This is a genomic window from Nocardia sp. CA-084685 (assembly GCF_050955785.1).
GTDB lineage: Bacteria > Actinomycetota > Actinomycetes > Mycobacteriales > Mycobacteriaceae > Nocardia.
Genome location: NZ_CP192094.1, coordinates 4574268 through 4598847, shown reverse-complemented (window position 1 = coordinate 4598847; position 24580 = coordinate 4574268). Strand labels below are relative to the sequence as shown.

At 65.1% G+C, this 24580-nt stretch carries 30 protein-coding genes; 18 read left to right on the top strand and 12 right to left on the bottom strand.

Annotated elements, in window-relative coordinates:
• Positions 1-364: 364 nt before the first annotated feature.
• The 5 genes from ACQP2U_RS20860 to ACQP2U_RS20840 all read left to right on the top strand — a co-directional run bounded on the left by ACQP2U_RS20860 (position 365) and on the right by ACQP2U_RS20840 (position 3855).
• Positions 365-745: a BlaI/MecI/CopY family transcriptional regulator gene (locus ACQP2U_RS20860; protein WP_433716198.1), complete on the top strand. Its 381-nt coding sequence runs from the start codon at positions 365-367 to the stop codon at positions 743-745.
• Positions 742-1689: a M56 family metallopeptidase gene (locus ACQP2U_RS20855; protein WP_433716197.1), complete on the top strand. Its 948-nt coding sequence runs from the start codon at positions 742-744 to the stop codon at positions 1687-1689. The genes ACQP2U_RS20860 and ACQP2U_RS20855 overlap by 4 nt, the downstream gene beginning before the upstream one ends.
• 65 nt (positions 1690-1754) lie before the next feature.
• Positions 1755-2867 (top strand): winged helix DNA-binding domain-containing protein, encoded by a 1113-nt coding sequence (locus ACQP2U_RS20850; RefSeq protein ID WP_433716196.1) that lies wholly within the window; start codon positions 1755-1757, stop codon positions 2865-2867.
• A 34-nt stretch (positions 2868-2901) separates the two neighbouring features.
• Positions 2902-3318, top strand: a complete 417-nt coding sequence (locus ACQP2U_RS20845; protein WP_433716195.1) for an NUDIX hydrolase — start codon at positions 2902-2904, stop codon at positions 3316-3318.
• Between the two features lie 39 nt (positions 3319-3357).
• A complete protein-coding gene (locus ACQP2U_RS20840; protein ID WP_433716194.1) occupies positions 3358-3855 on the top strand; it encodes a hypothetical protein in 498 nt (165 codons plus the stop codon).
• A 144-nt stretch (positions 3856-3999) separates the two neighbouring features.
• On the opposite strand, the gene ACQP2U_RS20835 is transcribed toward ACQP2U_RS20840, so the two are convergent.
• Genes ACQP2U_RS20835 through ACQP2U_RS20820 form a run of 4 tightly spaced genes read right to left on the bottom strand, consistent with a single transcriptional unit; the run spans position 4000 to position 7786 of the window.
• Positions 4000-4608, bottom strand: a complete 609-nt coding sequence (locus ACQP2U_RS20835; RefSeq protein ID WP_397029906.1) for a GTP-binding protein — start codon at positions 4606-4608, stop codon at positions 4000-4002.
• Positions 4589-4963 carry a DUF742 domain-containing protein gene (locus ACQP2U_RS20830; RefSeq protein ID WP_397029908.1) on the bottom strand — a complete coding sequence of 125 codons (375 nt, stop codon included), beginning with the start codon at positions 4961-4963 and terminating at the stop codon, positions 4589-4591. The genes ACQP2U_RS20835 and ACQP2U_RS20830 overlap by 20 nt, the downstream gene beginning before the upstream one ends.
• Positions 4960-5355: a roadblock/LC7 domain-containing protein gene (locus ACQP2U_RS20825; protein WP_364490422.1), complete on the bottom strand. Its 396-nt coding sequence runs from the start codon at positions 5353-5355 to the stop codon at positions 4960-4962. Before ACQP2U_RS20825 ends, ACQP2U_RS20830 begins: the two co-directional genes overlap by 4 nt.
• On the bottom strand, positions 5333-7786 hold the full coding sequence (locus tag ACQP2U_RS20820; RefSeq protein WP_433716193.1) for a sensor histidine kinase: 2454 nt from the start codon (positions 7784-7786) through the stop codon (positions 5333-5335). Before ACQP2U_RS20820 ends, ACQP2U_RS20825 begins: the two co-directional genes overlap by 23 nt.
• Before the next feature lie 264 nt (positions 7787-8050).
• On the opposite strand from ACQP2U_RS20820, the gene ACQP2U_RS20815 reads away from it, so the two are divergent.
• Complete coding sequence (locus ACQP2U_RS20815) at positions 8051-9604, top strand: succinic semialdehyde dehydrogenase (protein WP_433716192.1); 1554 nt, start codon at positions 8051-8053, stop codon at positions 9602-9604.
• Positions 9605-9802: 198 nt separating this feature from the next.
• Entirely contained in the window at positions 9803-10228 is a 426-nt protein-coding gene (locus ACQP2U_RS20810; RefSeq protein ID WP_433716191.1) for an MmcQ/YjbR family DNA-binding protein, read from the top strand.
• A gap of 22 nt (positions 10229-10250) precedes the next feature.
• Here ACQP2U_RS20810 and ACQP2U_RS20805 read toward each other — a convergent pair whose 3' ends face one another.
• From ACQP2U_RS20805 to ACQP2U_RS20795, 3 genes are read right to left on the bottom strand one after another with little or no spacing between them, the layout of a single operon-like run.
• Positions 10251-11138, bottom strand: a complete 888-nt coding sequence (locus ACQP2U_RS20805; protein ID WP_433716190.1) for a TIGR03621 family F420-dependent LLM class oxidoreductase — start codon at positions 11136-11138, stop codon at positions 10251-10253.
• A 22-nt stretch (positions 11139-11160) separates the two neighbouring features.
• Positions 11161-11370: a hypothetical protein gene (locus ACQP2U_RS20800; protein WP_433716189.1), complete on the bottom strand. Its 210-nt coding sequence runs from the start codon at positions 11368-11370 to the stop codon at positions 11161-11163.
• A gap of 9 nt (positions 11371-11379) precedes the next feature.
• A complete protein-coding gene (locus ACQP2U_RS20795) occupies positions 11380-12429 on the bottom strand; it encodes an SDR family oxidoreductase (RefSeq protein ID WP_433716188.1) in 1050 nt (349 codons plus the stop codon).
• A 112-nt stretch (positions 12430-12541) separates the two neighbouring features.
• Between ACQP2U_RS20795 and ACQP2U_RS20790 the strand changes: the two genes are divergently transcribed.
• The 4 genes from ACQP2U_RS20790 to ACQP2U_RS20775 all read left to right on the top strand — a co-directional run bounded on the left by ACQP2U_RS20790 (position 12542) and on the right by ACQP2U_RS20775 (position 15127).
• On the top strand, positions 12542-13156 hold the full coding sequence (locus tag ACQP2U_RS20790; RefSeq protein WP_433716187.1) for a TetR/AcrR family transcriptional regulator: 615 nt from the start codon (positions 12542-12544) through the stop codon (positions 13154-13156).
• A gap of 84 nt (positions 13157-13240) precedes the next feature.
• Positions 13241-13552, top strand: coding sequence for a nuclear transport factor 2 family protein (locus ACQP2U_RS20785; protein WP_397029922.1), 312 nt, complete (start codon positions 13241-13243; stop codon positions 13550-13552).
• A 13-nt stretch (positions 13553-13565) separates the two neighbouring features.
• Complete coding sequence (locus ACQP2U_RS20780) at positions 13566-14741, top strand: alkaline phosphatase family protein (RefSeq protein WP_433716186.1); 1176 nt, start codon at positions 13566-13568, stop codon at positions 14739-14741.
• A gap of 71 nt (positions 14742-14812) precedes the next feature.
• The gene (locus tag ACQP2U_RS20775; protein ID WP_397029925.1) at positions 14813-15127 is read left to right on the top strand and encodes a hypothetical protein; all 315 of its coding nucleotides are present in this window, start codon (positions 14813-14815) and stop codon (positions 15125-15127) included.
• A 98-nt stretch (positions 15128-15225) separates the two neighbouring features.
• Here the strand turns inward: ACQP2U_RS20775 and ACQP2U_RS20770 are convergent, their stop codons facing one another.
• From ACQP2U_RS20770 to ACQP2U_RS20760, 3 genes are read right to left on the bottom strand one after another with little or no spacing between them, the layout of a single operon-like run.
• Positions 15226-15438 carry a DUF397 domain-containing protein gene (locus tag ACQP2U_RS20770; protein ID WP_433716185.1) on the bottom strand — a complete coding sequence of 71 codons (213 nt, stop codon included), beginning with the start codon at positions 15436-15438 and terminating at the stop codon, positions 15226-15228.
• Positions 15428-15637 (bottom strand): DUF397 domain-containing protein, encoded by a 210-nt coding sequence (locus tag ACQP2U_RS20765; RefSeq protein ID WP_433716184.1) that lies wholly within the window; start codon positions 15635-15637, stop codon positions 15428-15430. The genes ACQP2U_RS20770 and ACQP2U_RS20765 overlap by 11 nt, the downstream gene beginning before the upstream one ends.
• A complete protein-coding gene (locus ACQP2U_RS20760; protein WP_433716183.1) occupies positions 15627-16535 on the bottom strand; it encodes a helix-turn-helix domain-containing protein in 909 nt (302 codons plus the stop codon). The genes ACQP2U_RS20765 and ACQP2U_RS20760 overlap by 11 nt, the downstream gene beginning before the upstream one ends.
• Positions 16536-16826: 291 nt before the next feature.
• On the opposite strand from ACQP2U_RS20760, the gene ACQP2U_RS20755 reads away from it, so the two are divergent.
• The 3 genes from ACQP2U_RS20755 to ACQP2U_RS20745 all read left to right on the top strand — a co-directional run bounded on the left by ACQP2U_RS20755 (position 16827) and on the right by ACQP2U_RS20745 (position 19748).
• Positions 16827-17036: a hypothetical protein gene (locus ACQP2U_RS20755; protein WP_433716182.1), complete on the top strand. Its 210-nt coding sequence runs from the start codon at positions 16827-16829 to the stop codon at positions 17034-17036.
• Positions 17033-17269 carry a hypothetical protein gene (locus ACQP2U_RS20750; RefSeq protein WP_397029932.1) on the top strand — a complete coding sequence of 79 codons (237 nt, stop codon included), beginning with the start codon at positions 17033-17035 and terminating at the stop codon, positions 17267-17269. The genes ACQP2U_RS20755 and ACQP2U_RS20750 overlap by 4 nt, the downstream gene beginning before the upstream one ends.
• 193 nt (positions 17270-17462) lie before the next feature.
• Positions 17463-19748, top strand: a complete 2286-nt coding sequence (locus ACQP2U_RS20745) for an ATP-binding cassette domain-containing protein (protein WP_433716181.1) — start codon at positions 17463-17465, stop codon at positions 19746-19748.
• Between the two features lie 225 nt (positions 19749-19973).
• Here ACQP2U_RS20745 and ACQP2U_RS20740 read toward each other — a convergent pair whose 3' ends face one another.
• Positions 19974-20882 carry an NmrA family NAD(P)-binding protein gene (locus tag ACQP2U_RS20740; RefSeq protein ID WP_433716180.1) on the bottom strand — a complete coding sequence of 303 codons (909 nt, stop codon included), beginning with the start codon at positions 20880-20882 and terminating at the stop codon, positions 19974-19976.
• Positions 20883-20962: 80 nt separating this feature from the next.
• Between ACQP2U_RS20740 and ACQP2U_RS20735 the strand changes: the two genes are divergently transcribed.
• Entirely contained in the window at positions 20963-21373 is a 411-nt protein-coding gene (locus ACQP2U_RS20735) for a winged helix-turn-helix transcriptional regulator (RefSeq protein WP_433716179.1), read from the top strand.
• 59 nt (positions 21374-21432) lie between these two features.
• Entirely contained in the window at positions 21433-22089 is a 657-nt protein-coding gene (locus tag ACQP2U_RS20730) for a hypothetical protein (protein WP_433716178.1), read from the top strand.
• A 532-nt stretch (positions 22090-22621) separates the two neighbouring features.
• Here ACQP2U_RS20730 and ACQP2U_RS20725 read toward each other — a convergent pair.
• Complete coding sequence (locus ACQP2U_RS20725) at positions 22622-23011, bottom strand: winged helix-turn-helix transcriptional regulator (protein ID WP_433716177.1); 390 nt, start codon at positions 23009-23011, stop codon at positions 22622-22624.
• An 89-nt stretch (positions 23012-23100) separates the two neighbouring features.
• Here ACQP2U_RS20725 and ACQP2U_RS20720 point away from each other — a divergent pair, with 89 nt between their 5' ends.
• Together ACQP2U_RS20720 and ACQP2U_RS20715 are read left to right on the top strand one after the other, a co-directional pair.
• Positions 23101-23919: an NAD(P)H-binding protein gene (locus ACQP2U_RS20720; protein ID WP_433716176.1), complete on the top strand. Its 819-nt coding sequence runs from the start codon at positions 23101-23103 to the stop codon at positions 23917-23919.
• Entirely contained in the window at positions 23916-24314 is a 399-nt protein-coding gene (locus ACQP2U_RS20715; protein ID WP_433716175.1) for a PPOX class F420-dependent oxidoreductase, read from the top strand. Before ACQP2U_RS20720 ends, ACQP2U_RS20715 begins: the two co-directional genes overlap by 4 nt.
• Positions 24315-24580: the final 266 nt, after the last annotated feature.

Sequence of the window (24580 nt, the reverse complement as noted above, 5' to 3'; positions counted from 1 at the left end):
TACCCATGCTCGATTCCGGCCATCTCGTGGCAGGTGACAAGCAATACTGCGTTGGCCGTATCCCACTGCGCCACTGTGGAGTTGACGCACCCCGCAATGGCATGAAGTTGCCTCTTCGAGCATTGAGTGAATGAGCGCGCCGAGAAACGGACGACGAGTGTTGGATCGAGAATGCGAGAACTACGGTGCCAACCGCGAGTGGTTACCACAGATGCGGGCCGGAGATGACCCCGAGAACGTGTTCTGCCTCGTGCGGACTGTGCCGCCTGATGAGCGAATCTACGGTATGGCTACGTAGTAACCCGCCGAGCCAGCTACCCTGAGACGTCAGAGATGTCCAGAAGTTGATGAGGGAGACGGCATCGTGCGTGGATTCGGGGATTTGGAGGCGGTGATCATGGACCGCATTTGGGACCGGGACGCGGAGACCACAACGGTCCGCGAAATTTTCGACGAACTGGCAGCCGAGCGCGGTATTGCCTACACCACGGTCATGTCGACCATGGACAACCTGCACCGCAAGGGCTGGTTGGCGCGCGAACGCGCGGGCAAGGCATATCGATATTGGCCGACGCTCACCCGAGAGGAACACAGCGCTCGGCTCATGCTCGAGGCGCTCGGCTCCGGTGGCCGCTCGGATCTGGTGCTCAGCCATTTCGTCGATCGGATCAGCGAGGAGGAGTCGGCCGGCTTGCGGGCCGCACTGCGCCGGCTAACCTCGCGCAAAACCCCAGAGGTGCCGTGAACGTAGCCGTCAGCCTGATGATCTACGGCAGCTTGGTAGCCACCTTCGGCCCGACCGTGCTGCGCAGACTCACCCGGCGCGGCGTCGCGCCCCGGCTCGGGGTGCTCGCCTGGCTGGTGGCGATCGCGGGCGCACTGGGCGCCTGGGTCATCGCTGCCGGCATGCTGATCATCGAATTCGCCACTTACTGGCATCCCGCCGATACGCTGCGCGACTGCTACAACGCGCTGGGCACGCCGATGCACCGACACGGTGGCCTACTGGTCCAATTGGGCACGCTGACCTGTGCGGCGCTGGTCGCCGTCGCGCTGCTGGCCCTCCTCGCGCACGCCGCGCAGGCGATGCTGTACATGCGACGCCAAACCATCGCACACGGACGCGCCGTTCGCATCGTCGGTCGTCGCGTGCCCGGCGTCGGTGCGGTCGTGCTGGATTCGCCGCAGCGCCAAGCCTATTGCGTGGCCGGACGGCCCGACACCATCGTCGTCACCAGCGCGGCTGTCGACGCACTGACCGAGAAACAGCTCGCCGCGGTACTCGCCCATGAGCACGCACATCTGAACGAGCGGCATGCGGGACTGCTCCGATTCCTGCGTGGAATCGCGATCACCCTGCCCGGGATGCGTCTGGTGACCGACGGCGTGCACGAGATCGCCCGACTACTCGAAATGTGCGCCGACGATACGGCCGCGCGTACGCACGGCCGGGAGCCGCTGCTCGGGGGTTTGCTCGCGATTGTCGGCGCGACCGAACCGCTGCCGATAGCCGCGTTGAGCGCGGCGGGCACCGCCGTACTGGATCGGGCCGAGCGTTTGGTCGCACCGGTCGGCGCGCTGCGGCGCGCGACGAATCGGACCGCATTGCTCGCCGTGATGTCGGCGACCGTAGTGGGTCTTCTCGAGATCGCGGTCGGAGTACTGTTCTGCAGCACAGTGCTGGGATGAATCCGGTACCGGACCGGATCCGGTGAGGGGCCGGATCTGGCTGGCGGCAGAACAGAGGAGGGGCAGTGCACGTCACCTGGGAGCAGGTTTTCACTTGGCGGCTGCGCAGGCAATTCGTCATGTCACCCAGCGATGCCGGGGTCACCGAGATCGTCGAGCGCCTGTGCGGTGTGCAAGCCCAAGTGACCGCGGCCGCGGATCTCGCGGTAGCGCTGCGGCGCGGCAAACCCGATCCGGGTGCGCTACTACCGGAATTGACGGCGGGCACCCTGATGAAGACCTGGGCCATGCGGGGAACTCTGCACGCGCTCACCCCCGATATGGCTGCCGCGGTGCTTTCGTTGATCGGTTCCGCCCGTACCTGGGAGAAGCCCGCCTGGCAGCGCACATTCGGGGCGTCGCCGAAGGAGGTCGCGGCCCTGGCCGACGCGGTGGGGCAGGTACTCGATGGCGTGGTGCTCAGCCGGGACGAACTGGTCGACGCACTGGTCGCCAACCGCGCATTCCATCGGCTCGGTGAGGAATTGCGCTCTGGCTGGGGTGCGCTGCTCAAGCCGCTGGCCTGGCAGGGGGCGCTGTGTCACGGTCCCGCCCAAGGCAATCGGGTCACCTTCACCAGCCCGGCCCATCTGATCAACGGTTGGCGCGGCCTGCCCGAACCCGATGCCGCCGCCCCCGTGGCCATTACTGGTTACCTCGGCGCCTACGGCCCGGCGACCCCGGAAGCCTTCGATGCCTGGCTCAGCCGCAACAGCCTGAAGAAAACGACGGTGCGCCGGTGGTTCTCCGACCTCGGCGACGCACTCACCGAGGTCGATATCGAAGGCAGGCGCGCCTACATACGCACCGAACACGCCGACGAACTGGCCGCCACGAAACCGGCACGCACCTCGGTACACCTGTTGGGCGCCTTCGATCAATACGTCCTGGGGCCGGGCACCGGCGACACCGAACTACTTCCCACCGAACATCGCTCCCGAGTAAGCCGGGCAGCAGGCTGGATCTCTCCCATCCTCGTCCTCGACGGCCGCATCGCAGGTATCTGGGAGACCAGCGCCGACGACCTTTCCGTCACCACCTTCAACGGCTCACTGCCACCGACCCTCGATCTGAAAGCCGCCGCCGACCACGTCGCGGCCGCCATGGGCCACGCCGGTTTCACCGTGCATGTGGCGTAGCACCCAGGATCGATACGTCCATTAGGCTGCGGCGGTGGCGAATGGGCGAGCGCGGAAGCTGATCGACACGGTCGCATGGGTGCGGATCGAGGACAGCAGGATCCTGTGCGCGCGCCCTAAGGGCAAGGAAATCTTCTACATTCCCGGCGGCAAACGCGAGGGTGCGGAGTCCGATCTGCAGACGCTGCTGCGTGAGATCGAAGAGGAACTGACCGTCGCGCTGATTCCGGAAACTGTCGCCCACGTCGGCACATACGAGGCCGCACTGCACGGACCGGCCAGCGATGTGGTCGTGCGGATGAGCTGCTACACCGCCGACTATCGCGGCACCCTCGCGGCGAGCAGTGAGATCGAAGAGGTCGCGTGGTTCTGCTACGCCGACCGCGCGCTGGTGCCGCCGGTCGATCAGCTGCTGTTCGACGACCTCGTCGATGCGGGTCGATTGGCCTGAGGTGCCCGCGCATCCGCCGCACGGGATACGGTCGATGCCATGACCACGGTTCGCTCACTGTTGCGTTGGGCCGCATACGCGTTGGTTGCGCCGGTGATCGGTCTCGGCCCGATAGCGAGCCGGTTTCGGGTCCCGCGCCGGTTGCTCGGCATTTTCATCGCGCCGCGAGACCGCCTGGCAGTGCGTGCGGTCGTGCATTCGGTGCTGGCCGGTGCGGTTGGCCTGTTGACCTGGTTTCTGGCCTTCCTGGCAGCCATCGCCGCGGTGCGCGGAATTTGCTATCCACTCATCGCGGACAACGATCTCGAGCACTCATGGGGTGGTCCCACGCTGGCCGGGGCCTGGGCAGTGCACGCACTGCTCGGGGTCGGGCTACTACCCGTATGGGGTCTGGCGCTGGCCGGCCTCGGTGCGGTGCAGGTGCGTTCGACCCGCCGGTTGCTGGGTCGGCACGGTCCATGGTGGCCGATCCCGGTATCGCTGCTTCTGGCCGCTGGTGGCGTGCTGCTGTTCATCTCCTGGTGGCATCAAGCTTGAATGGGGCATGAGCAGCACAACCTTTCGAGTTGGCTCCGATACATCGCGGCCTGTTAATCCATGGCCGGACTGTTCACCTCGGTCCTGCATGTGCGCGATCGGTCGGGGCTGAGGAAGCCGTCGACGACCTACTCGCCTCCGCGATCAGCTGGCGACCGGGGAACGCCCGGCCCGTTCGATCAGGTGCTGCACCAGGTTCAGTAGTACCTCCTTGCAGGAGGTGCGGTCGCGGGCATCGCACAGCATGACCGGGATGTGGTCATCGAGGTCGAGTGCGTCGCGGACCTCGTCGATGGTGTAGACCGGCGCGCCTTGGAAGCAGTTCACCGCGACCAGGAATGCCAGTCCGCGACGTTCGAAGAAGTCCACGGCGGCGAAGGAGTTGCCGAGCCGACGGGTGTCGGCGATGACGACCGCGCCCAACGCCCCGCGGGAGAGTTCGTCCCAGAGGAACCAGAACCGGTCCTGGCCGGGTGTGCCGAACAGGTACAGCACCAGGTCTTGGTCGATGGTGATGCGTCCGAAGTCCAGAGCCACGGTGGTGGTGGTCTTGTGTTCGACGCCGGACAGGTCGTCGACGCCGGTGCTGACCTCGGTGATCAACTCCTCGGTGCGCAGTGGTGCGACCTCGCTGATCGAGGACACCATGGTCGTCTTGCCGACGCCGAATCCACCGGCGATGAGAATCTTGACCGAGGCCGCCAGCTGCGGTGTCACACCGGGCCGGGTCGGATCAAAGCTTTCGGATGCCATCCAGTACCGCTCGCAATATGTTGAGATCGCCGGGACCCGCCTCCGGCTGCACCGGCGCCCGGAAGATCAAGTGGCCCTCGCCGATCAGATCGCCGACGAGGATCTTGGTCACCGCCAAGGGAAGTTTCAGATATGCCGCCACCTCGGCGACCGACTGCGGTGCGCGGCACAGTCGCACGATGTCCGCGTATTCCGGCTCGGTCCGTCGCAGGGTGGGCGGCGGATCGGCCGTGACGACCACGGTGAGCATGTCCAGGTCATGGCCTGCCCCCATCACCCGACCGCGGGTGACCGCATAAGGCCGGACCAGCGGACCGGCCTCCTCGTCGAACCATTGCCCACCGCCGTGTGTCATGGCAAACGCGCTGGGGTGGATAGATAGGTGCCGACACGTTGGACGGTGACATTCATTTCGTATGCCACCATCCCGAGATTGGCCGATTCGGCCGCCTGCAGCGCCAGGCAGGCGTTGTCGCCCGCGGAGGTCACGAACAGTACCGCACGATCGAGTTCGATCACCGCTTGGCGGACACCGCCGCCGTCGAAGCGGGCGCCGGCGCTGCGGGCCAGGCCGTAGAGGGTGGAGGACATGGCGGCGAAATGTTCGGCGTCCTCGCGGGTCATCGCGGTGGAGCGGCCGAGCAGCAGGCCATCGGTGGACAGCACCACCGCGTACCGTACGCCGGCGAGTCGGTCGACGAGATCGTCGAGCAGCCAGTTGAGATCACCGGGGCTGGAAGAAGTCACCGTTGCCTTCCTGTTCATCGGAGTGTTTACCGCTCGGTCCCTGATATGTGTCGAATTGCTCGGCGGCGGTCACCTCGGGCGGCACGGCATCGGGGACGGCGCGGCGGCCCTGCCTGGTCCCGTTTTCGATGGCGGACATCAGATCTCGCGCCTGCTCCGCCGAGCGTTCCCGCTCCGGCGGCTGCTCGGCTTCGGCTTCGGGTTCGGGCTGGTTCGATTGCGCCAATTGCGGTGCGATGCTGGCCTGCCGGTTGCGTCGGGGCAGGGCTGGCCTGGTGTCGGGCGCGGTGGGCTGCGGCGCCTCGAACGCGGGTGGTGCTTCGACGGCGGGCGGCGCCAGCGGTGGCGCGGTGAGCACCGCGGACTCGGATTCGACGCCACCATAGGGGGAGGAGTCGACGAAGGGGACCGGATGCCGTCGCCTGCGCGCCGATTCCAGCGGTTCCGAACCCGCTGTCAGAGCGGATTGTTCAGTGGCGAGCAGAGCCGAGGGGATGAGCACGATGGCGCGGATGCCGCCGTAGTCGGACTCCGACAGCCGGACCGAGACTCCGTGCCTGGCGGCCAGCTGCGCGACCACGAACAATCCGAGCCGGGAATCGGAAGACAATGCCGCGACACCGAAATCCGGTGGTTTGCGCAGCATCTCGTTGACCCGGTCGATCTCGGACTCGGTCATGCCCATGCCCTGGTCGCTGATCTCGGTGACCACGCCCTTGCCGACGATATTGCCGCTCACCTCCACTCGCGACTGCGGCGGGGAGAACGAGGTCGCGTTGTCAACCAGCTCGGCGAGCAGATGGATGAGGTCGGCCACCACCGCACCGAGCACATACGTCTCTGGCAGCCTGGCCACGCGAACCCTTGCGTAGTCCAGGGTTTCACCGACCGCGCTGCGCACCAGATCGATCAGTGGCACCGGATTGCGCCACTGCCGCCCCGGCTGGCCACCGCCGAGAATTATCAGATTCTCGGCATTGCGGCGTTCGCGAGTGGCGAGGTGGTCGAGCCGGAACAGGGTATCCAGCAAGGCTGGATCCTCCTGGCGTGCTTCGGCCTTGTCGAGGATCTCCAACTGTCGGTGCACGACGATTTGGCTGCGATGCGCGATGTTCAGGAAGACCGCCTTCACACCCTCACGGGTGCGCGCCTCGGTCACCGCGCCCTCGACGGCCGCGGCATGCGCGTGCTGGAAGGCTTTGGCGACCTGACCGATTTCATCGTGCCCGTAATCCAGTTCCGCGGCTTCGGCCGCCGGATCGATGAGCTCACCTTCACCGAGCCGGCGCATCAGCTCGGGCAGTCGCTCATCGGCCAACGCCAGGGTTTCACCGCGAAGCCGCTTGAGCCGATTGATGACTCGGTTCGCCAGCACGATCGCGATCACGAACGCAAGCAGGCTGACCACGACGACACCGCCACCGGCCCACGCCGATCGCGCGGTGGCATCGTCGGCCTCGTCCTCGGCCAACTGCTGCGAGTACTTGTTCTGGGCGATCCACACATCGATCAGCCCGCGGTTCACCTCGCTGGCCGCACTGTGCCACTCCTGGGTGCTCAATGGCAGGGTGGGGGGCGTCGGCTGTTTGGTGGAGCTGCTCGACGAACTGGATGAACTGGACGAGCTGGTGTTGCTGCTCGTCGCCGTGGTATTGCGTTGGGCCAGCGCGTTTTCCATGGCGGTCAGCTGCTGCCAGGACTGGCTCGCCATCAGCGTGTGCAGGCTCTCCTGCTGCTTGGGGTCCAGTTCGCCCGCCAGATTGGCGGCCTCGGCGTGATAGAAGCCGATCTGGCGCAGATACTCCTCCATCGGAATGGGGGTCGGCCCGTTCGCATTGACGATCATGCCCGCCAGCGCCGTGCTGCGCGACATCGCCTCGGCTACCAGGAAGATCCGCATACCGTCGGCGATATGCACGCCGATCGCGGCATCCGGCGCGGACTGCTCAGCGATCTCCGTGCCGAAGGAAATGATGTCGAGCAGACGGTTGTAGAAGTTGTAGGCGTCCGGGACAGGCAAAGTACCGGCATCGGTGAGCGTGCGGACCTGGTTCATCGAGGTCGACAGCGTCATGAAGTTCGCGGCGTTATCGCCGATCCTCGAATCGTCCACCGCCCGCAGACCGGCGGAGGCATCGATCAGCCCCTTCAGAGCGCCGTCGAGGCGCATCCGGGCCACACCGAGCGCGGGGGTCGCGGCCTCGTCCCCGGTCAGCGCGGCCAACGTCAGCTGACGTTCGCTCTGGACCGCCTCCAGCAATTCCCGGGTGGAGGGTATGGCTTGCTGATTCTGCGCCGCCCAGTCCTTGGCCTTATTTCCCTCGGCGACAAGATATCCCGCCGCACCCACGCCGACCACGAGCAGAGTCAGGCTCGGCACGAGCGCGATCGCCAGAATCCGCGTTCGGACCCCGAGCCTCGCTCTGAACATCGCCATAATCTAAACCAGTTGTGACCATTTCGTTGCTCATGTCCCGCTGAGCGGGACTCGGGTTGACATTCCTGTGACAGTTCCGGTGTCCGTTCGATGAGATGCTGAACAGGTGTCGGCAGGGTGTTCTTGCAGGACTCGCGGTTTCGGGATTTGCCGAGCGGAACCGGGATAGGCGCCGCCATCCGGGGAGAGGCTCCTGCGGAGAACGTATGCGGCGTATGTTGTGTGTATCCGGGGGTTACTCACAAGTAGGAGGCACCGATGCCCGCGCCGAATGCCGAAGTCTTCGACCGCCTGAGTGCGCTCGCCGCCATCGCTGATCCGGATGCCCGTGCGCGCAAAACCATCGCCGAAACCTTCACCGGCAATCCGCTCGGCAGCGTGCCGGTCGGCACCGCCGATGACGTCGCGGCCGCAATCGGCAAGGCCAGGGCGGCGCAGGCGCGATGGGCCGCGCGCCCGGCCAAGGATCGTGCCGCGGTACTGGAGCGCTACCGCGAATTGGTCGTCGAACAGCGCGAATTCCTGATGGACGTGATCCAGGCCGAAACCGGTAAGGCGCGCTGGGCCGCCCAGGAAGAAATCATGGGCTTGATGTTCGCGGCCCGCTATTTCGCCAGGGTCGCGCCCGATCTGCTCGACGCGCACCGTGTGCCCGGCGCCTTTCCGGTGCTCAACCGGGCGACCGTGCGTCACCAGCCCAAGGGCGTCGTCGGTGTGGTCGCGCCGTGGAACTATCCGATGCTGCTGTCCATCGGCGATTCGATTCCGGCGCTGCTCGCGGGCAATGCGGTGATCGTCAAACCCGATAGTCAGACACCGTTCTCCGCACTGGCCAGCGCCGAACTGCTGTACCAGGCCGGACTGCCCCGCGATCTGCTCGCCGTCGTCCCCGGACCGGGCACCGTCGTCGGCACCGCCATCGTGGACGACTGCGACTACCTGATGTTCACCGGTTCCTCGGCGACCGGGCGCACCCTGGCCGAACAGTGCGGGCGCAGGCTCATCGGCTTCTCCGCCGAACTCGGCGGCAAGAACCCGATGATCGTCACCCGCGGCGCGAAACTGGACAAGGCCGCCAAGGCGGCGGTACGCGCCTGTTTCTCCAATGCGGGTCAGCTGTGTATTTCGATCGAACGGCTGTATGTGGACAAGGCGGTCGTCGCGGAGTTCACCGAGAAGTTCGTCGCCGCCGTGCGGGCCGCGAAACTCGGTGCGGCCTACGACTATTCGGCCGATATCGGCAGCCTGATCTCCGAGGCCCAATTGGAGACCGTCTCCAAGCACGTCGCGGACGCGACCTCCAAGGGTGCTCAGGTACTCGTTGGCGGCAAGGCGCGTCCGGATCTGGGCCCGCTGTTCTTCGAACCCACCGTGCTCGCCGATGTCACCGACGAGATGGAATGCGGTCGCAACGAAACCTTCGGTCCGCTGGTCTCGATCTACCCGGTCGAGAGCGTGGAGGAGGCAATCGGGCTGGCCAATGACACCGAATACGGTCTGAACGCGAGCGTCTGGGCCGAAAGCAAGGTGGCGGGGGAGCGGATCGCCGAGCGACTGCACGCGGGCACCGTCTGCGTCGACGAGGGATATGCCCCGGCGTGGGGTACAACGGCAGCGCCGATGGGCGGTATGGGCATCTCCGGTGTCGGGCGCAGGCACGGTCCGGACGGTCTGCTGAAGTTCACCGAACCCCAGACTGTTGTGGTCACACGATTCATGAATCTCGATGCGCCGCCGGTGATTTCGCGGGGCAAATGGCAGCGGCTATTGATGTCGCTGACCCGCGGTTTCCGTTTCCTGCCCGGCCGGTAAGACACGTACCTGGCCGTCCCGGTGTGCAGCGGGACGGCCGGGCTTCGCGTGTCGGCCCGGGGCTGCGGACCTTGGCCGATCACCGGATGGCCGCCCGCGGACGCACCGTGCCCATTCGAGTCGAGAGTCCGATGGCAAACCGACCGTTCCCCATTGAAGGTTCAACTCTGATGCGCGAGCACGGTCTACGCTGCTGATATGGCAAGGGCTTCACGACGAGCCAAGGTGGCCGACGTGCACGAATTGGCCATTGGTATGCCGTTCGTCAACCGTGTGGACGGGCCACACGGTAATGCGGTGTACCAGGTCGGCGGCAAATCCTTCATCTTCTTCCGCAACCCGCGCCCCGACGCATTCGATCCGGACACCGGTGAACGCTATCCGGATGTGATCGTGATCTGGGTGCCCTCGGAATCGGACAAACTCGCGCTGGTGCAGGATCCGGATTCACCGTTCTTCACCACCCCGCATTTCGACGGGCATCTATCGGTCCTGGTGCGCGGCAGCCGCATCGGCGAACTGAGCAAGCAGGAGTTGGCCGAGGTCATCCAGGACGCCTGGCTCAGCCGGGCCTCGCGCAAACGCGCCGCCGACTGGATGGCCGCGCACAATGTCGCGGACTGACCTGCGGTGGCGTGTCCCGTATTCAGCGCAGCAACTCGATGACCGCGCCCATCGGCTCCATACTGCTCTCGAGCACCGAGACGTAGCCGAATCCGAATCGTTCCCGGCGTTCTTCGAGCTGGCGCGCCATTTCCTTCGGCGTACCGATCAGCAATGCGGGCAACTCTTCCGGGCGGTCGGCGATATCGGCGGGTAGGTACGGCCCATACAGTTCCAACGCGGCCGAGCGCTCCTCCGGCGGAACCACCCGCTGCAGCAGGATGTTCAGCTCGACATCCTCGGCCCGTGAACCGAGCAACTCCCGCAGGAACGCCATCCGCGCGTCGGTGGCGTCGAGCCCGACGAACTGCAGCGGTCCGCCGTTGTACGCCGGTGCGGCACCGGGCAGCGCGACAATATCGGCATATTCGGCTGCGACCCGCAGTAGCCGATCACCCCAACCGGCGATGACCAGCGGCGGGCCGGAAGGCTGCGCGGGCCGCGGCTGAAACTCCGGATCGGCGAACAACCGCCGCAATGTAGCGGCGGTCGTTGCCAACTGCTCGACCCGCTTGCCTGCACTCTCGAAAGTGATTGCGGCCGTTTCGAATTCCTCCCGGACATATCCGGCTCCGAGCCCCAACTCGACGCGTCCATCGGTGAATTGATCGGCTGTAGCGGCCTCGCGCGCCAAGAGCGTCGCGTTGTAGAACGGTGTGTTCAAGACGAGGGTGGTCAGCCGAACCCGCTCGGTCGCCTCGGCCGCGAGAATCATTGCCGGAAACGGCGCGGGCAACCCGAGGTGATCGGCCACGCCGATCACGTCGTACCCGAGTTCCTCTGCTCTGCGACACTTTCGTATCCACTCCGCCCTCGAAGCGGGAGCAAGGAGAGTGACACCGAACCGGAACTTGCCTCGCGCAGCCGTCACCCTTCCTGTTTACCAGGACCCATCAGCAGGGCGCGAGCAGCAGTCCCACCCAGACCATCCCGGCCAATGCCACCACAGCCGCCAGTACTGGGCCCGGCCGCTTGGCCGACCGCACGGTCCGCCGCAGCGTATTTCGCCATTGCGGCACGTCGGATTTCCTTTCCGGTGTCCGCCTGCCCAACCAGCGACGCACCAATCCGATGGTGCCGATGACAAGTGTCGCGATCAGCACAGCCCGTCCCTACGCATTCACGACTGTCCGACGCGACGATGCCCCCGCCGCCCGTGGCACGACGCCGAACTCGATCAGACTCTCCGCGGTGTCCAGCACGGTCTCCCGCACCGGTCGCATCGACCACCCGAGTTCTCGCCGCGCCTTCTCGGAGCTGAGCTGTTCGGTGCGGCCCAACATCGGCACAGTCAAACGAATGCCCTTGTCGAACAAGGCGATCCCCCGCACGAGAACATTCGGGAGCACTCGAGTCGGCACCCGATATCCACGCGGCCCGAATTCCTCGGCCAACATCCGCCCCATATCCGCCATCCAGACATGTTCGCCCGCACAGATATACCGATTCCCGACCGCCGCGGCGGACTCCAGTGCCAGCCGATGCGCCACCGCCAGATCCCGCACATCCACCACGGCCCATCCCACCCGCGGTGAACCCGGCGCCTCGAGGGCAAGCAATCGGCGCACCGGTTCGTGTGAGGTGCTCGTCGCTGCGGATTGCAATGGGCCCAAGACCATTCCGGGATTCACTACTACCAGCTCGAGATCCGAATTCGCCGCGAAATCCCATGCCGCCCGCTCGGCCAATGTCTTGCTCTTCTGATAGGCCGCACTGCTTTCGACCACCGACCAATCGGCTTCGGTGCGCACCGCGTCCGTTTCATGGCCGTAGGCCACCGCGGCGATCGAAGAGGTGAGCACCACCCGGTGAACGCCGCCGTCAGCGCACGCCCGCAATACCCGCAAGGTCCCGCCGACCGCGGTATCGATCAGTTCCCGTTCGTCATCCGGCGGCGTCACCGGAAACGGAGACGCCACGTGCAGCACGAACGCACAGCCTGAAACGGCCGCCGCCCACCCCGCATCGTCGTTCAGATCCGCCGCGACGAACTCCAACTCGCTGCCGAGGCGATCCGCCAGCGCTACCAGATGTGCGCGTTTATCGGCTTTTCCGAGGTCGCGAACCGTGCCACGCACGGCATATCCGTGCTCGAGCAGTTCCGCGATGACGTGTCCGGCGACGAATCCCGTTGCGCCGGTGACGAGTACCCGTGAGCTCATATGCTTACCCGCTTCGAAGGAGGGAATGCGGCCCGCTCATCTGAGCGCCGCTCAGATAATCTAAGCACTGCATAGTTAGGCTGTCCAGCGGGGTGTCGAATACGCTCGATTGGTGACGCGGACCAGTTACCACCACGGCGCGCTGCGCGACACGCTCCTCGCCGCCTGCCTGCGGCTGATCGAAACCGAGGGCCTCGGCGCGGTGAGCCTGCGCCGGGTGGCCCGCGAGGCGGGCGTGAGCACGGGAGCGCCGTATCACCATTTCGCTGATCGCTCAGCCCTGCTCGCCGCCCTGTCGACCCAGGGTTTCCAACGGCTCGGCAGCGATTTGGCCGACGCGCGCGCCGCTGCCGACAGCCCGCTGCAAGCGCTGACCGCGCTAGCCGAAACCTATGTGCGGTTCTCCCAGGAAAATCCTGGCTACTTCCGTCTGATGTTCCGTCCGGAACTCTCACAACCCGATAAGCATCCGGACGCGCGGGCCGCGGGCGATGCGGCCTTCGATGTCCTTGCCGACACCGTCGCCGATACCGTTGCCGAAGGATTGCTGCCCGCCGATAAGGCCGACACACTGGCCGTCATGTGGTGGAGTCTGGCGCACGGCATGGCCTCGCTCTGGCTCGACGGTCAGCTCGAAAAGCGCAGCATCCAGCTCGGGACCACCGCGCCCACACTGGTCGAAGACATCATGCGCACGTTCACCGCGCTGATGGGATCCGGCGCGTGACATGCGCGCGGGCGCGCCCGACACTAGAGTGAAACCGAATGTTTGCTGTCCGATGCACCCGCACTCTTCGAGAGGGATGTTTTGATGACACAGCAGCTCGATCCCACGGTCCAGGAATTCGTCGCCGCACTCAACGACAGCGACCAGGACCGCTTCTACGCCCTCCTCACCGACGACGCGACCATGTCCGATGACGGTGTGGAGCGCAACCTGGTCCAGTGGACCGACTCCGAGATCTTCGGCAGCAATGGGCGCATGAATGTCGAATCGGTCGGCGACAACGGCACCGAACTGGTTGCCGACTACACGAATTCCCGCTGGGGCTCGATGCGCACCGCGTGGCGCTTTATCGTGCGCGACGGCAAGATCAGTCGATTCGAGACCGGCCAGGCCTGAGTAGCCTGAGTTCGTGTTCAGCCCGCCCCCCACGGAGTCGCTTCGTGACGCTGTAGTCCCCAATTACGGCACGGGTTCTTTGGCTGATCTGTTCCCCTCCATCCTGGCCGGGTTCGGCGTCCCCGGCGAGGTCGACCGACTCGGCCTCGAACTCGCCGCAGACCGGATCTGCGTGCTGCTGATCGACGGTCTCGGCGCGGATGCGCTCGTCGCGAATCGCGATGTGGCGCCGTTCCTGTCGGCGCTGGCGCAGCGCACGCTGACGGCGGGCTTCCCGAGCACGACGACGGTCAGTCTGAGTTCGCTCGGCGTCGGGGTGCCGCCCGGCGAGCACGGGCTCACCGGATACCTGATACACGTGCCCGGGTACGACCGGCTGGTGAATGCGCTGACCTGGCGGCTCCACGGCGCGGGACCGAAGATCGATCTGCTGCGCGAGCTGGTGCCGGAGCAATTCCAGCCCGCCGCAACGGTTTTCGAACGCGCTGCGGCCGATGATATCGCGGTGACCCATGTCGCGCCGCGCCTGCAGGCAGGGTCCGGGCTGACCAGGGCCGTGCTGCGCGGGTGCGAATTCCGCCCCTACGTATCTGTCGGCGATTTCGTCGACGGCGTCGCGACCGCATTGCGCGCGGGCCCGCGTTCGTTGGTCTACGCCTACCACGGCAACCTCGACACGACCGGTCACGTGCGCGGACCATCCTCTGACGCTTGGCTTTTGGAGCTCGCACACGTCGACCGACTGGCCGCGACTATCGCCGAACATCTGCCACCCGATGCCGCGCTTATCGTGACCGCCGATCACGGCATGGTCGAACTCGCCGATCGCATCGACTACGACAAGACAGAGGTGCTGCGCGACGGCGTACGCCTACTCGGCGGCGAGCCGCGCGCCCGGCACGTGTTTACCGTGGACAGAGCCACCGAGGATGTGGCGGCGACCTGGCAGGAATTTTTAGGCTACGACTTCGATGTCGTCGCCCGCGCCGAGGTGATCGAGCGGGGCTGGTTCGGCCCCACCGTGGCACCGCATATCGCCGAGCGCATCGGCGATCTCGTGGTCGCGGCCCGTGGTCTGCGCGGTGTCGTACGCACCGGCGCCGAACCGCTGGAATCCATGCTGATCGGCCACCACGGTTCGCTTACGTCCGCGGAGATGAATGTGCCGCTGCGCACGTTCCGACCGTAATCGTCGGTTGCCTTAGGCTGTTACGCGTCGTCGCGGGCACGGTCGCCCGCCGAAGCGCCAGGAGGATCTAGATGAACGCCACGCTGTTACGGACCGGGCTCGGGGTCGCGGCGATCGCGGCACTGCTGGCCGGTTGCACCGATATCGAGCGGGCGCTCAACCAAGGCGGCGACACCACCTGCCGCGATTACGTCAAACAGGATCAGGACGGCAAGCGCACGACGATCACCAAATTCATCAAGCAGCAGACCAAGGATGATCATGAGCCCGCGGGCACGGCGGTCGACGCCACGATGATCCAGGTGGATCTGCTCTGTGGTGCGCAGGTCAATCAGGACACCCCGATCAAAAAGGCCGATATCGCAGGCATTTTCCTCAACAAGTAGTCCGAGACGCGGCAGGCGGATGCCGACCGGTTCGGAACGGGCCGCGTGCCGGATACGCAAAACGGCCCCCAATCCGGGGGCCGCCGCTCTACTCCAGCCTATGCCCGGTCGAACTCGCCGTCGGTGACGCCAGCAGTGAAGGCATCCCATTCGGATGGAGTGAATACCAGCGCGGGGCCGGTTGGGTTCTTGGAGTCCCGCATGCCGACGTGACCACCGTCAAGGAAGGCAACTTCGACGCACTCCTTCCCCGCGTCACTGCGCCGAGACTTGAACCATCGAGCGCCGGTTAGGTCGGCATCAACGTTCATGGTCGAACTCGCGGTTGTTCACGCCTGCGGTGAAGGCGTCCCACTCGGACGGAGTGAACACCAGCGCGGGGGCGGTCGGGTTCTTCGAGTCCCGGACGCCGACATGCCCTTCTCCGAGAAAGGCGACCTCCACGCAGTCGGCTCCCCCCTGACTGCGGCTCGACTTGAACCACCGAGCACCGGTCAGGTCAACGTTCATTCTGGTGTCTCCTTGCTGCTATCTCTCTCAACATGTCGCGGCTCGGACGAGTGTCCAAACTCGCCCGGTGGAGCTTGCGGAACGCCTTCCGAAACGTCAACACATCCGCCCGCCTCTCAAGATAGGCGCTACCCGCATAACCCTCGCAATAGACCTGGGGTGGCTCTACCACTTGTTTACCGCGTGCATCACGACCGAAGTCCATGATGGTGAACGGTGGCGTCGCTGCCCCGAGCGGGATACCCGCACGAAACGGCATCACGCGGATCTCGATGTTGTCGCGTGTGCTCATGTCGGCGATATGGCGCGCCTGCGCGGCCATCAGCGCATCGTTGCCAACCACCGTTCGCAGCACGTTCTCGTGCAAAATGACTGACACCGTGGTGGGTTCGCGCGAGCGGGTGAGAATGTGTTGTCGCTGCACCCGCACCTGCACGCGACGTTCGATCTCATCGTCGGTGTCGTCCGGAAAGTAGAGCCTGTCAACAGCTCGCGCATAGTCAGCGGTTTGAAGCAAGCCTGGCACGATGAGCGGCTGAAAGATCGTCAAAACCTTTGCGCTGGACTCCAACCCGACATAAAGGTTGGCCCATGCCGGGATCAGATCACTATACGCATGCCACCATGACTTGACTGGAGCCTGCTCGGCAAGCCCCCGCGCAACCGCCGTCTTGTCCTCAGGCAGTCCAAATACCTCACATAGCGACAAAACGTCATTAACCCTGACCTTTTCGGTCTCACCCCGTTCGAGGCGACTGAGCGTCGGTCTGCTCCACTGCACGAGCGCCGCCGCCTCGTCCAAGCTCATCCCCGTTGCCGTGCGCGCATCGCGCAGCAAACGACCGAGCTGCCTGCGCGGCAACGTGGTTCCGGTGTCCTCGAGTTCATCTCCCGCCATCTGCCCCACCCTCTCATTCGGCCGAACTGTTCCTCTCGTTTCGAGAGGGACCCTATGCGTCTCACGAGAAGGATTCAGGGGATTCGCGGAGATTTCGCCAGCTCGTGAATGCGCCCCGCCCAACCTAGGCGCTTGACACACCCTTGCGGCATGCACACGCCGAAACGAATGCTTCCGCAACGAGATCCGTTCACCGGGCCACCAGTCGCGTACACGGGTGCACCGCCCGAACTGGTCGAGCAGGTCGCGGCCGCGGTCCGGGAGTGGGCAGGCCCCGCAATAGCTCCATCTGTGCGTCGTCTGCTCGACGATTTTCACCAGAACACCCAGCAAAAACTGGACCTCGCTCCCATCGACAGCCGTCCGCTGTTTCAGGGTGCGGACGGCTCGCTGATGCCCGTCGACGAGGACGGATGGATTTCCGATTCGGACGCCGATCTCGGCAAGTCCGACGCAATCCCCCTCCAGCCCAACGATGTTCGCGACATCGAGGAACCGTGAGCCTGCAACACCAAGAGCCCGAACATGTTTCGCCTCGTCCCAACGAACCCGATGTACACCTGAGCGTGTTCCTGCACGGCGTGCGCCTCGACTACGTCGCCTGCCTCACCGCCGCGCTGATATTCACGCGTGAGCACCAGCGGCGGCATTACGCCGACGCGGTCACGGTCGACCTCGGCGACATCAGTCGCTATCCGCGTCTTCCGTGCGAACGCCTCTTCCTCGACTCATGAGATGAGATGGAGACCCAAGGATGCCGAAATCCAAGAGCATCGACGGAATCCGTCGAGCCGTTCAACTCTCGGGCGCAGCCGAAGAATTCACTGGTCACAGCCCGATCGACAGTTTATGCGCATCTGACATTAATGTGATCTGCATCATATAACGTCGGGCATTTTGTCGGTCATGCATGGCATGGTGTGCGACATGCCTATTGCCGATTCCGTCGTTGCCACGGATGTCATCCGTGTGCTCGGTGCCCGTGAGCACAACCTGCGCAATGTCTCGTTGGAAATCCCCAAGAACAAGATCACCGTCTTTACCGGCGTCTCCGGATCGGGCAAATCGTCGATCGTCTTCGACACCATTGCCGTCGAGTCCCAGCGTCAGCTGTATGCGACATTTCCCGCGTTCGTGCTCAACTTCCTGCCGCGCTATGAGCGGCCGCACGCCGAGGCGATCGAGAATCTGACGGCTCCGGTCATCATCGACCAGCAGCCCGTCGGCGGCGGGCCGCGCTCGACCGTCGGGACGATGACCGATATCTACTCGATGGTACGGGCGATGTTCGCCCGATTCGGTTCGCCCTCAGCCGGATTCGTCTACAACTACTCGTTCAATGTGCCGCAGGGCATGTGCCCGGACTGCGACGGACTCGGGGTCACGGTGCGGGCCGATCCCGACCGCTTGGTCGACCGGAGCAAATCACTGAACGAGGGTGCGATTCTGCTGCCCGGTTATGCGGTGGACAGCGGCGAGTGGCAGATGTACGGCAAATCCGGGCGCTTCGATCCGGATAGGAAACTGGCCGATTACACCGACGACGAGTTCACCGACCTGCTCTACGGCACCGGCGGCAAGGTGGAACTGACCTTCGCCAAGGGCACCTGGAAGGCGAATTACGAAGGGCTGGCGGCCAAATTCACCCGCACCCGATTGCAGCGCGACACCTCCACACTCAGCGAGAAGACGCGCGAACAAATGCAGAAATTCCTCACCGAGGGTGTCTGCGCGACCTGTTGTGGTGCACGGCTCAACGAAGCGGCATTGGCCACGAAGATCGGTGGACGCAACATTGCCGACTGGTCCGGAATGCAGATCACCGATCTTATGGCGGTACTCGATGAGATCACCGATCCGGCCGCGCTCGGACTGGCCGCCGCGATCCGAACCGCATTGCAACGGGTGACCGATATCGGACTCGGCTATCTGAGCCTGGACCGGCCGACATCGACCCTGTCCGGTGGTGAGGGACAGCGTCTCAAGATGATCAAACATCTGTCGAGCACGCTGATCGGGATGACCTATGTATTCGACGAACCGAGTGTCGGGTTGCATCCGCGTGATGTCGGCAGGTTGAACAACCTGCTGAAGGCATTGCGGGACAAGGGCAATACAGTGCTGGTGGTCGAGCACGATCCGGATGTCATCCAGATCGCCGACCATATCGTCGATGTCGGGCCGCGCGCCGGGCTGCACGGCGGGCAGGTGGTGTTCGAGGGCACCTTCGCCGAACTGCGAACCGCGGATACGCCGACGGGTGCGGGATTGCGCAGGCCGTTCACGGTGAAGCAGACCTTCCGCAAGTCGACCGGCGCGCTGCTGATCGAGCATGCGAATGTGCACAACCTGAAAGATGTCACCGTCGCGGTGCCGACCGGCATTCTCACTGCGATCACCGGCGTCGCGGGTTCCGGTAAGAGCAGCCTGATCCGCGATGTGTTCGTCCGGGAGCATCCGGATGCGATCTTCGTCGACCAGTCGGCGATCGGGGCATCATCGCGGTCCACCCCGGCAACGTATCTGGGCCTGATGGATCCGATCAGGAAGCTGTTCGCCAAGGCGACGGGTGAGTCGCCTGGCCTGTTCAGTTTCAACTCGACCGGTGCGTGTAAACAGTGCGAGGGTCGCGGCGTGATCATTACCGAGGTCGCCTACATGGACCCGGTCACCACGCACTGCGATGCCTGTGACGGACGACGGTTCTCCGACGAGGTGCTGGCACTGACCTTGCGCGACAAGTCGATTGCCGATGTGCTGGCGATGTCGGCCGAAGAAGCCCTCGGTTTCTTCACCGAAAAGGCACTATCGGCAAAGCTCCGCACGATGAACGAAGTGGGTCTGGACTATCTCAGCCTCGGTCAGGCCATGAGCACCCTGTCCGGCGGCGAACGTCAACGCATCAAACTGGCGACCCAACTCCAGAACACCGGCACCGTCTACGTTCTCGACGAACCGACCACCGGCCTGCACATGTCGGATGTGGATACCCTGCTCGCCCTGATGGACGGCTTGGTCGACCGCGGCAATACGGTGGTGGTGATCGAACACAACCTCGATGTCGTCGCCCATTCCGACTGGGTGATCGATCTGGGCCCCGACGGCGGCAAGGACGGCGGCGAAATCGTCTTCACCGGAACTCCCGCCGAATTACTGACCCACCCGACCTCTCTCACCGGCGAGTACCTGCGAAAGTACAAGGCCGCCGGATAGGGATCAGGCGGAGTCGACGAGCGGGCGGACGTGCGCGGCGGCGGAGGCGTCGTCGCGCCACGTGCACGCGAGGCCGAAGGCGGCTACTCGGCCGGTGGCCGAAACGGCTTGTACGGACGCTGAGACGTCGGCCAGTGTGGGGCCGTTGGGGGCAGGGAAGAGTAGGCCCGGGGGATCCTCCCGCGAATCGCGGGCGCGCAGGCCGCAGCCATCACCGCGGCCTGCTCAGCCTGCTGCGTTCACTGATACCGACTGATACCCGCCCGCCCGCACCGCGTCGGTGATGAGTGCCCGAACATCGCGCGGTGCCCCCGGTAGCAGCTCGAGCAGGTCGGTGCTTGCCGCTTCGAGGAGTCCGGCACCGAGATTGGCGAACAACGAGAGTGTGTGCGTGATCTGATACGGCACTAATCCGCTGCCCTGCAACATATTCCGCATTTCGCCGAGCGAGATGGGCACGTATCGCACCGGGCGACCGAGGGATTCGCTCAGAATCTCGGCGATATCCGCGCCACCGATCGCGGTCACACCCGCCAGCTCGTACACCTTGCCCGCATGCCTGCTCCGCCGTCCCTCGGCCCGATCGCGCTCGGTCTCCGCGGCGACCCGAACCGCCACGTCGGCCAGGTCCTCGCGCGCTACTACCGAGGTCCGGCCGGTGCCGAATGCCGCGGCGAACACCCCGGATTCGACCGACGAGGCGGCACCGGCGACGGCGAGCCCGACCGGCACCTCCGCGTAGAGGCCATTGCGCAAAACGGTCACGTCGAATGGTGCTGCCGCCAGTCGCTTTTCGGTCCACCGATGCGCCAGGGCAATGGTCATCAGATCGCCGGAGCCCGCGAGACTGGTGTAGATCACGTGCCGGACCCCGGCTGCCGCGGCGGCGTCGATCACCGCACCGTGCCGGGCCAACACCACATCGTCTTCGGCATATCCGGCCGAAATCAGGACGAGGACATCGACATCCCGCAGTCCCGCGGACAGCGTTGCCGGGTCGTCGAAATCGATTCGGCGCGTGGCGGTGTCGTCACCGGAGCGGCTGCCCCCCGCTACTGTCAGTCCGTCGAGGGTGGACAGGCCTTGGTGGACGAGGCTGCCGAGGGCTCCGGAGATACCGGTTACCAGGATCATCGCAACGCTCCCGATTGTTGTAGTTACTGGATTCGTCCCAGCATCGGCGGCCGCGGAGCGCGGCATAAGGAGGCACTTTCATGTCGGTCACGAACACGGCGGTCACCGCGCAGGTCGCGGGCACTATTCCCGATGGGCCCTGTGGCGATGACGACTGTGGCATTCGCGATGTGCTCGACCGGTTGGGGGATCGGTGGACGGTATTGGTGATCGTCGAATTGAGTAAAGGGGTGCGGCGTTTCCGCGAGTTGGAGCGGGCGGTTCCCGGCATTTCACAGCGGATGCTGACATTGACCACCAAGCGGCTGTGCCGCGACGGCATGGTGGAGCGGATCGCGTATCCGACGATTCCGCCGCAGGTCGAATACCGGCTCACCGAGACCGGCCAGAGCCTTGCCGCGGCGATCGGCGCACTGGCCGACTGGTCGCGCGATCATAAGGACCGCATCGCCGACGCCCGCCGACGCTGGGATGCCGAGCACAGCGATTGAACACCTGTCGCGGGCGGGCCAACAGCGCTTGAATGGAAGCATTCCCCAGGGAGGTTCCGATGACCCTTACCGCTCGTGACCTGCTCGACGGGATCCAAGCCGAGCTGGCCCCGCACGACAACCACAACCGCATGGTTCCACTTATCTCGGTGGGCAAAGCGCCACGCGCGGTGTTCGCCGCGATCGCCGCCGAGGAGCAACGCATCACCAGCAGCGACTGGCGCAGCTTCCACGCCATGGCGGCACGAGAGGACGAACCGCACGTCAGAGCATTCCTCGACGGACTCCCACCGGGAGAGCAGCAGGCGCTAGCCCTGTTGGACGCGCTCGTGGCGGCAGTTGGACCAGACCAGGGCATGGAGCTGCCCAGAGCGGGTTGTCAGGCCTACCCGGCCTACGTCGCCTGGTTGGCACTCAACGCCGAGCCCTCCGCCGCTGCGGCGGGCATCTACGCGAACGTCGCCGCGTTCGGCCGCTACTGCCGTGCCGTCGCCGAAGGCATGCGCGCGCACTACGACTTCGACGACCCAGCCTGCGCATTCTTCGACTTCTTCGCCGCCGACGTCCCCGAAGCCGACCAGCGCGCCCTCGCCGCAATCCAGGCCGGACTCGACTCCGGACAGCTGAATCCAAACGAGGCACATTTGTACGCCAGACTCTTCCAGAACTACGAACTCATGTTCTGGAATACCCTCGCCGACGAGTTCTCCGGATAGCGCCGCGACCTATTCCGTGGCGCTCCTGGCGGTCGCGCACAGCTTCGTGTGTATCGCACATCCAGCAGCCACTTCGCAGAACCCATACTTTCTGTGCGGTGCGCAAAAGCTATGCGCGAGCGCTTCTCAACACATGCAGCTACCCGTCGCGCGCTCGAGCGCGGCACTAGCCGCATGCCATGCGGTGGCACTCCGGACCGTCGCGCACGATTTCGTGTGTCGCACATCCAGCAGCCACTTCGCAGAACCTATACCTTCTGTGAGGTGCGCAAACGGTATGCGCGCGAGTGCTTCTCAACCCGGGCAGTGGTGCATCTGAACGGAATCCGGCGCTATAGCCTGAAGAGCAGTCGCTCGACGAGCGATGTTGCGGCGCTGGTGGTTTCATCCGCGGCTGTGATGAGGGTTCGGTCGGTGGGTACGGCCGGTTCGGGGTGTTGCCGAGGCTGGAGATGGAGCGGTTTTCCATCTCGGATTCCGCGTGAACGTTCATTGCGGCGCCGAAACGCCAGGTCACTAGCACTGCCTCGGATCAGATTCGACGGTGCGGGGCCCGGTCGCGGGCGTCGTAGTCCTGTCGGGCCTGATCGACCTTGTCCAGGTTGACCGACCATTCGGCGAGTGTTGCGAAAAGTGGTGCCAGGCTGCGTCCCAGTGCGCTGATCTCGTACTCCACCCGGGGTGGGACCTCGGGGTGATAGTTGCGCACGACAAGCCCGTCGCGTTCCAGTTGCCGCAGCCGCTGCGTCAGGACCTTGGGCGTGATCGTTGTGATGCGGCGTTCGAGCTCGCTGAACCGTTGCCGCCCGAACTCGTTGAGCGTCCACAGGATCGGCGTGGTCCAGCGGCTGAAGACGAGATCGACCACCGGAGCGATTGGGCAAGCCAGTTCCGGAGGGACCTGTGATGTGGTCTCGCTCACCTGAAACCCACTTTCCCCTAGGTACCTACTAGCTCATGGATAGTAGCGTCGCCGAGTGCGTTGAACAAAACGCGGAACAGGAGACAGAGATGATTGTGGTGACGGGAGCGACCGGAAATGTCGGGCAGCCGCTCGTGCAGGCCCTCGTCCGGGCTGGTGAGCCGGTGATCGCCGTGTCCCGGAGCGAGATCGGGGTACCGGCGGGCGTCCGGCATCACCAGGCCGACTTGGCCGAGCCGCGGAGCCTCGAGCCAGCCCTCCAGGGAGCTGCGGTGTTATTTCTGCTGACCTCCCCAGACTTCATGGCGAACGGCGATATCAATGCCGTCCTCGACGTCGTGCGGGCGGCCGATGTCCCGCGCGTGGTTCTGTTGTCGTCCCATGGCGTCGGCACGGGACGTCACCCCTCGGTGCTGGAAGACGCTGTTAACCAGTCAGGTCTGGAATGGACGATGCTGCGGCCGGGCAACTTCGACTCCAACGCGCTTCAATGGGCCGATACGGTCCGTACACAGCGGGTGGTCGCCGCGCCGTTCGGTGATGTCGCGGTCCCGGCCATCGACCCGGCCGACATCGCCGAGGTAGCCGCCATCGCGCTGCGCGAGCCACGACACCAGGGCAATATCTATACGCTGACCGGGCCGGAACCGATCTCACCCCGGCAGCAGGCCGCGGCGATCGGTGCCGCACTGGGCGAGTCGGTGCGGTTCGTCGAGCAGAGCCGTGCCGAAGCGCGGACCCAGATGCTGAGGTACATGCCCGAGCCGGTCGTGGAGGCCACCCTCGGCGCGCTCGGCACACCGTCCGCCGCCGAGCAGGCCGTCAGCCCCGATATCGAACGACTCCTCGGCCGCCCACCCCGTACCTTCGCCGAATGGGTGGCACGCACCATTACAGCGTTCAAGTGACCCGCCAGAAGCCGCTGTCGGCCTCCGCCGAGGCTTTCTTGGCCGAACCGCTGTCTGCCACACTGACGACCATTCGGCCGGACGGCTCGCTGCACGCTGCGCCGGTTCGCTTCACCTGGGACGGTGACGTGGGGCTGGCCAGGGTCATGACGGTCGGCTCCTCGCGCAAGGCCCGCAACCTGGCGGCGAACCCGGGCAGCCGCGTCGCCCTGTGCCAGGTGGACGGTTTTCGCTGGATCACGCTCGAGGGCACGGCGACCGTGTCCAACGATTCCCGCGAGGTGGCCGACGGCGTGTCCCGATACACCAGGCGCTATCAGTCGCCGCCGCCCAACCCGCCCGGGCGGGTCGTCGTCACGATCGCGGTGGACAACGTCATGACCCTCAACACCTGACCTTGATGGTCGAACCAACTACCCCAGCACGCGCGGCTCGCCGTCGCGCACTCGGGCGCGACGCTATCCCGCGTGCCATGCCGTGGAACTCCGGACCGTCGCGCACAGCTTCGTTTCTGTCGCACATCCAGCAGCCACTTCGCAGAACCCATACCTCCTGCGAGGTACGCAAAAGGTATGCGCGCGAGCGCTTCTCAACACGCGCGGCTGCCCATCGCGCGCTGGAGCGCGGCACTAGCCGCGTGCCATGCGGTGGCGCTCCGGAC

Excerpts from the sequence above, each read along its gene's own strand:
- ACQP2U_RS20770 (WP_433716185.1), bottom strand. The coding sequence starts at position 15,438 with ATGAACGTTGATGCCGACCTAACCGGCGCTCGATGGTTCAAGTCTCGG.
- ACQP2U_RS20785 (WP_397029922.1), top strand. The coding sequence starts at position 13,241 with ATGACACAGCAGCTCGATCCCACGGTCCAGGAATTCGTCGCCGCACTC.
- ACQP2U_RS20810 (WP_433716191.1), top strand. The coding sequence starts at position 9,803 with ATGGCAAGGGCTTCACGACGAGCCAAGGTGGCCGACGTGCACGAATTG.
- ACQP2U_RS20815 (WP_433716192.1), top strand. The coding sequence starts at position 8,051 with ATGCCCGCGCCGAATGCCGAAGTCTTCGACCGCCTGAGTGCGCTCGCC.
- ACQP2U_RS20745 (WP_433716181.1), top strand. The coding sequence starts at position 17,463 with ATGCCTATTGCCGATTCCGTCGTTGCCACGGATGTCATCCGTGTGCTC.
- ACQP2U_RS20820 (WP_433716193.1), bottom strand. The coding sequence starts at position 7,786 with ATGTTCAGAGCGAGGCTCGGGGTCCGAACGCGGATTCTGGCGATCGCG.
- ACQP2U_RS20765 (WP_433716184.1), bottom strand. The coding sequence starts at position 15,637 with ATGAACGTTGACCTGACCGGTGCTCGGTGGTTCAAGTCGAGCCGCAGT.
- ACQP2U_RS20840 (WP_433716194.1), top strand. The coding sequence starts at position 3,358 with ATGACCACGGTTCGCTCACTGTTGCGTTGGGCCGCATACGCGTTGGTT.
- ACQP2U_RS20735 (WP_433716179.1), top strand. The coding sequence starts at position 20,963 with ATGTCGGTCACGAACACGGCGGTCACCGCGCAGGTCGCGGGCACTATT.
- ACQP2U_RS20730 (WP_433716178.1), top strand. The coding sequence starts at position 21,433 with ATGACCCTTACCGCTCGTGACCTGCTCGACGGGATCCAAGCCGAGCTG.
- ACQP2U_RS20835 (WP_397029906.1), bottom strand. The coding sequence starts at position 4,608 with ATGGCATCCGAAAGCTTTGATCCGACCCGGCCCGGTGTGACACCGCAG.
- ACQP2U_RS20740 (WP_433716180.1), bottom strand. The coding sequence starts at position 20,882 with ATGATCCTGGTAACCGGTATCTCCGGAGCCCTCGGCAGCCTCGTCCAC.
- ACQP2U_RS20830 (WP_397029908.1), bottom strand. The coding sequence starts at position 4,963 with ATGACACACGGCGGTGGGCAATGGTTCGACGAGGAGGCCGGTCCGCTG.
- ACQP2U_RS20775 (WP_397029925.1), top strand. The coding sequence starts at position 14,813 with ATGAACGCCACGCTGTTACGGACCGGGCTCGGGGTCGCGGCGATCGCG.
- ACQP2U_RS20795 (WP_433716188.1), bottom strand. The coding sequence starts at position 12,429 with ATGAGCTCACGGGTACTCGTCACCGGCGCAACGGGATTCGTCGCCGGA.
- ACQP2U_RS20720 (WP_433716176.1), top strand. The coding sequence starts at position 23,101 with ATGATTGTGGTGACGGGAGCGACCGGAAATGTCGGGCAGCCGCTCGTG.
- ACQP2U_RS20760 (WP_433716183.1), bottom strand. The coding sequence starts at position 16,535 with ATGGCGGGAGATGAACTCGAGGACACCGGAACCACGTTGCCGCGCAGG.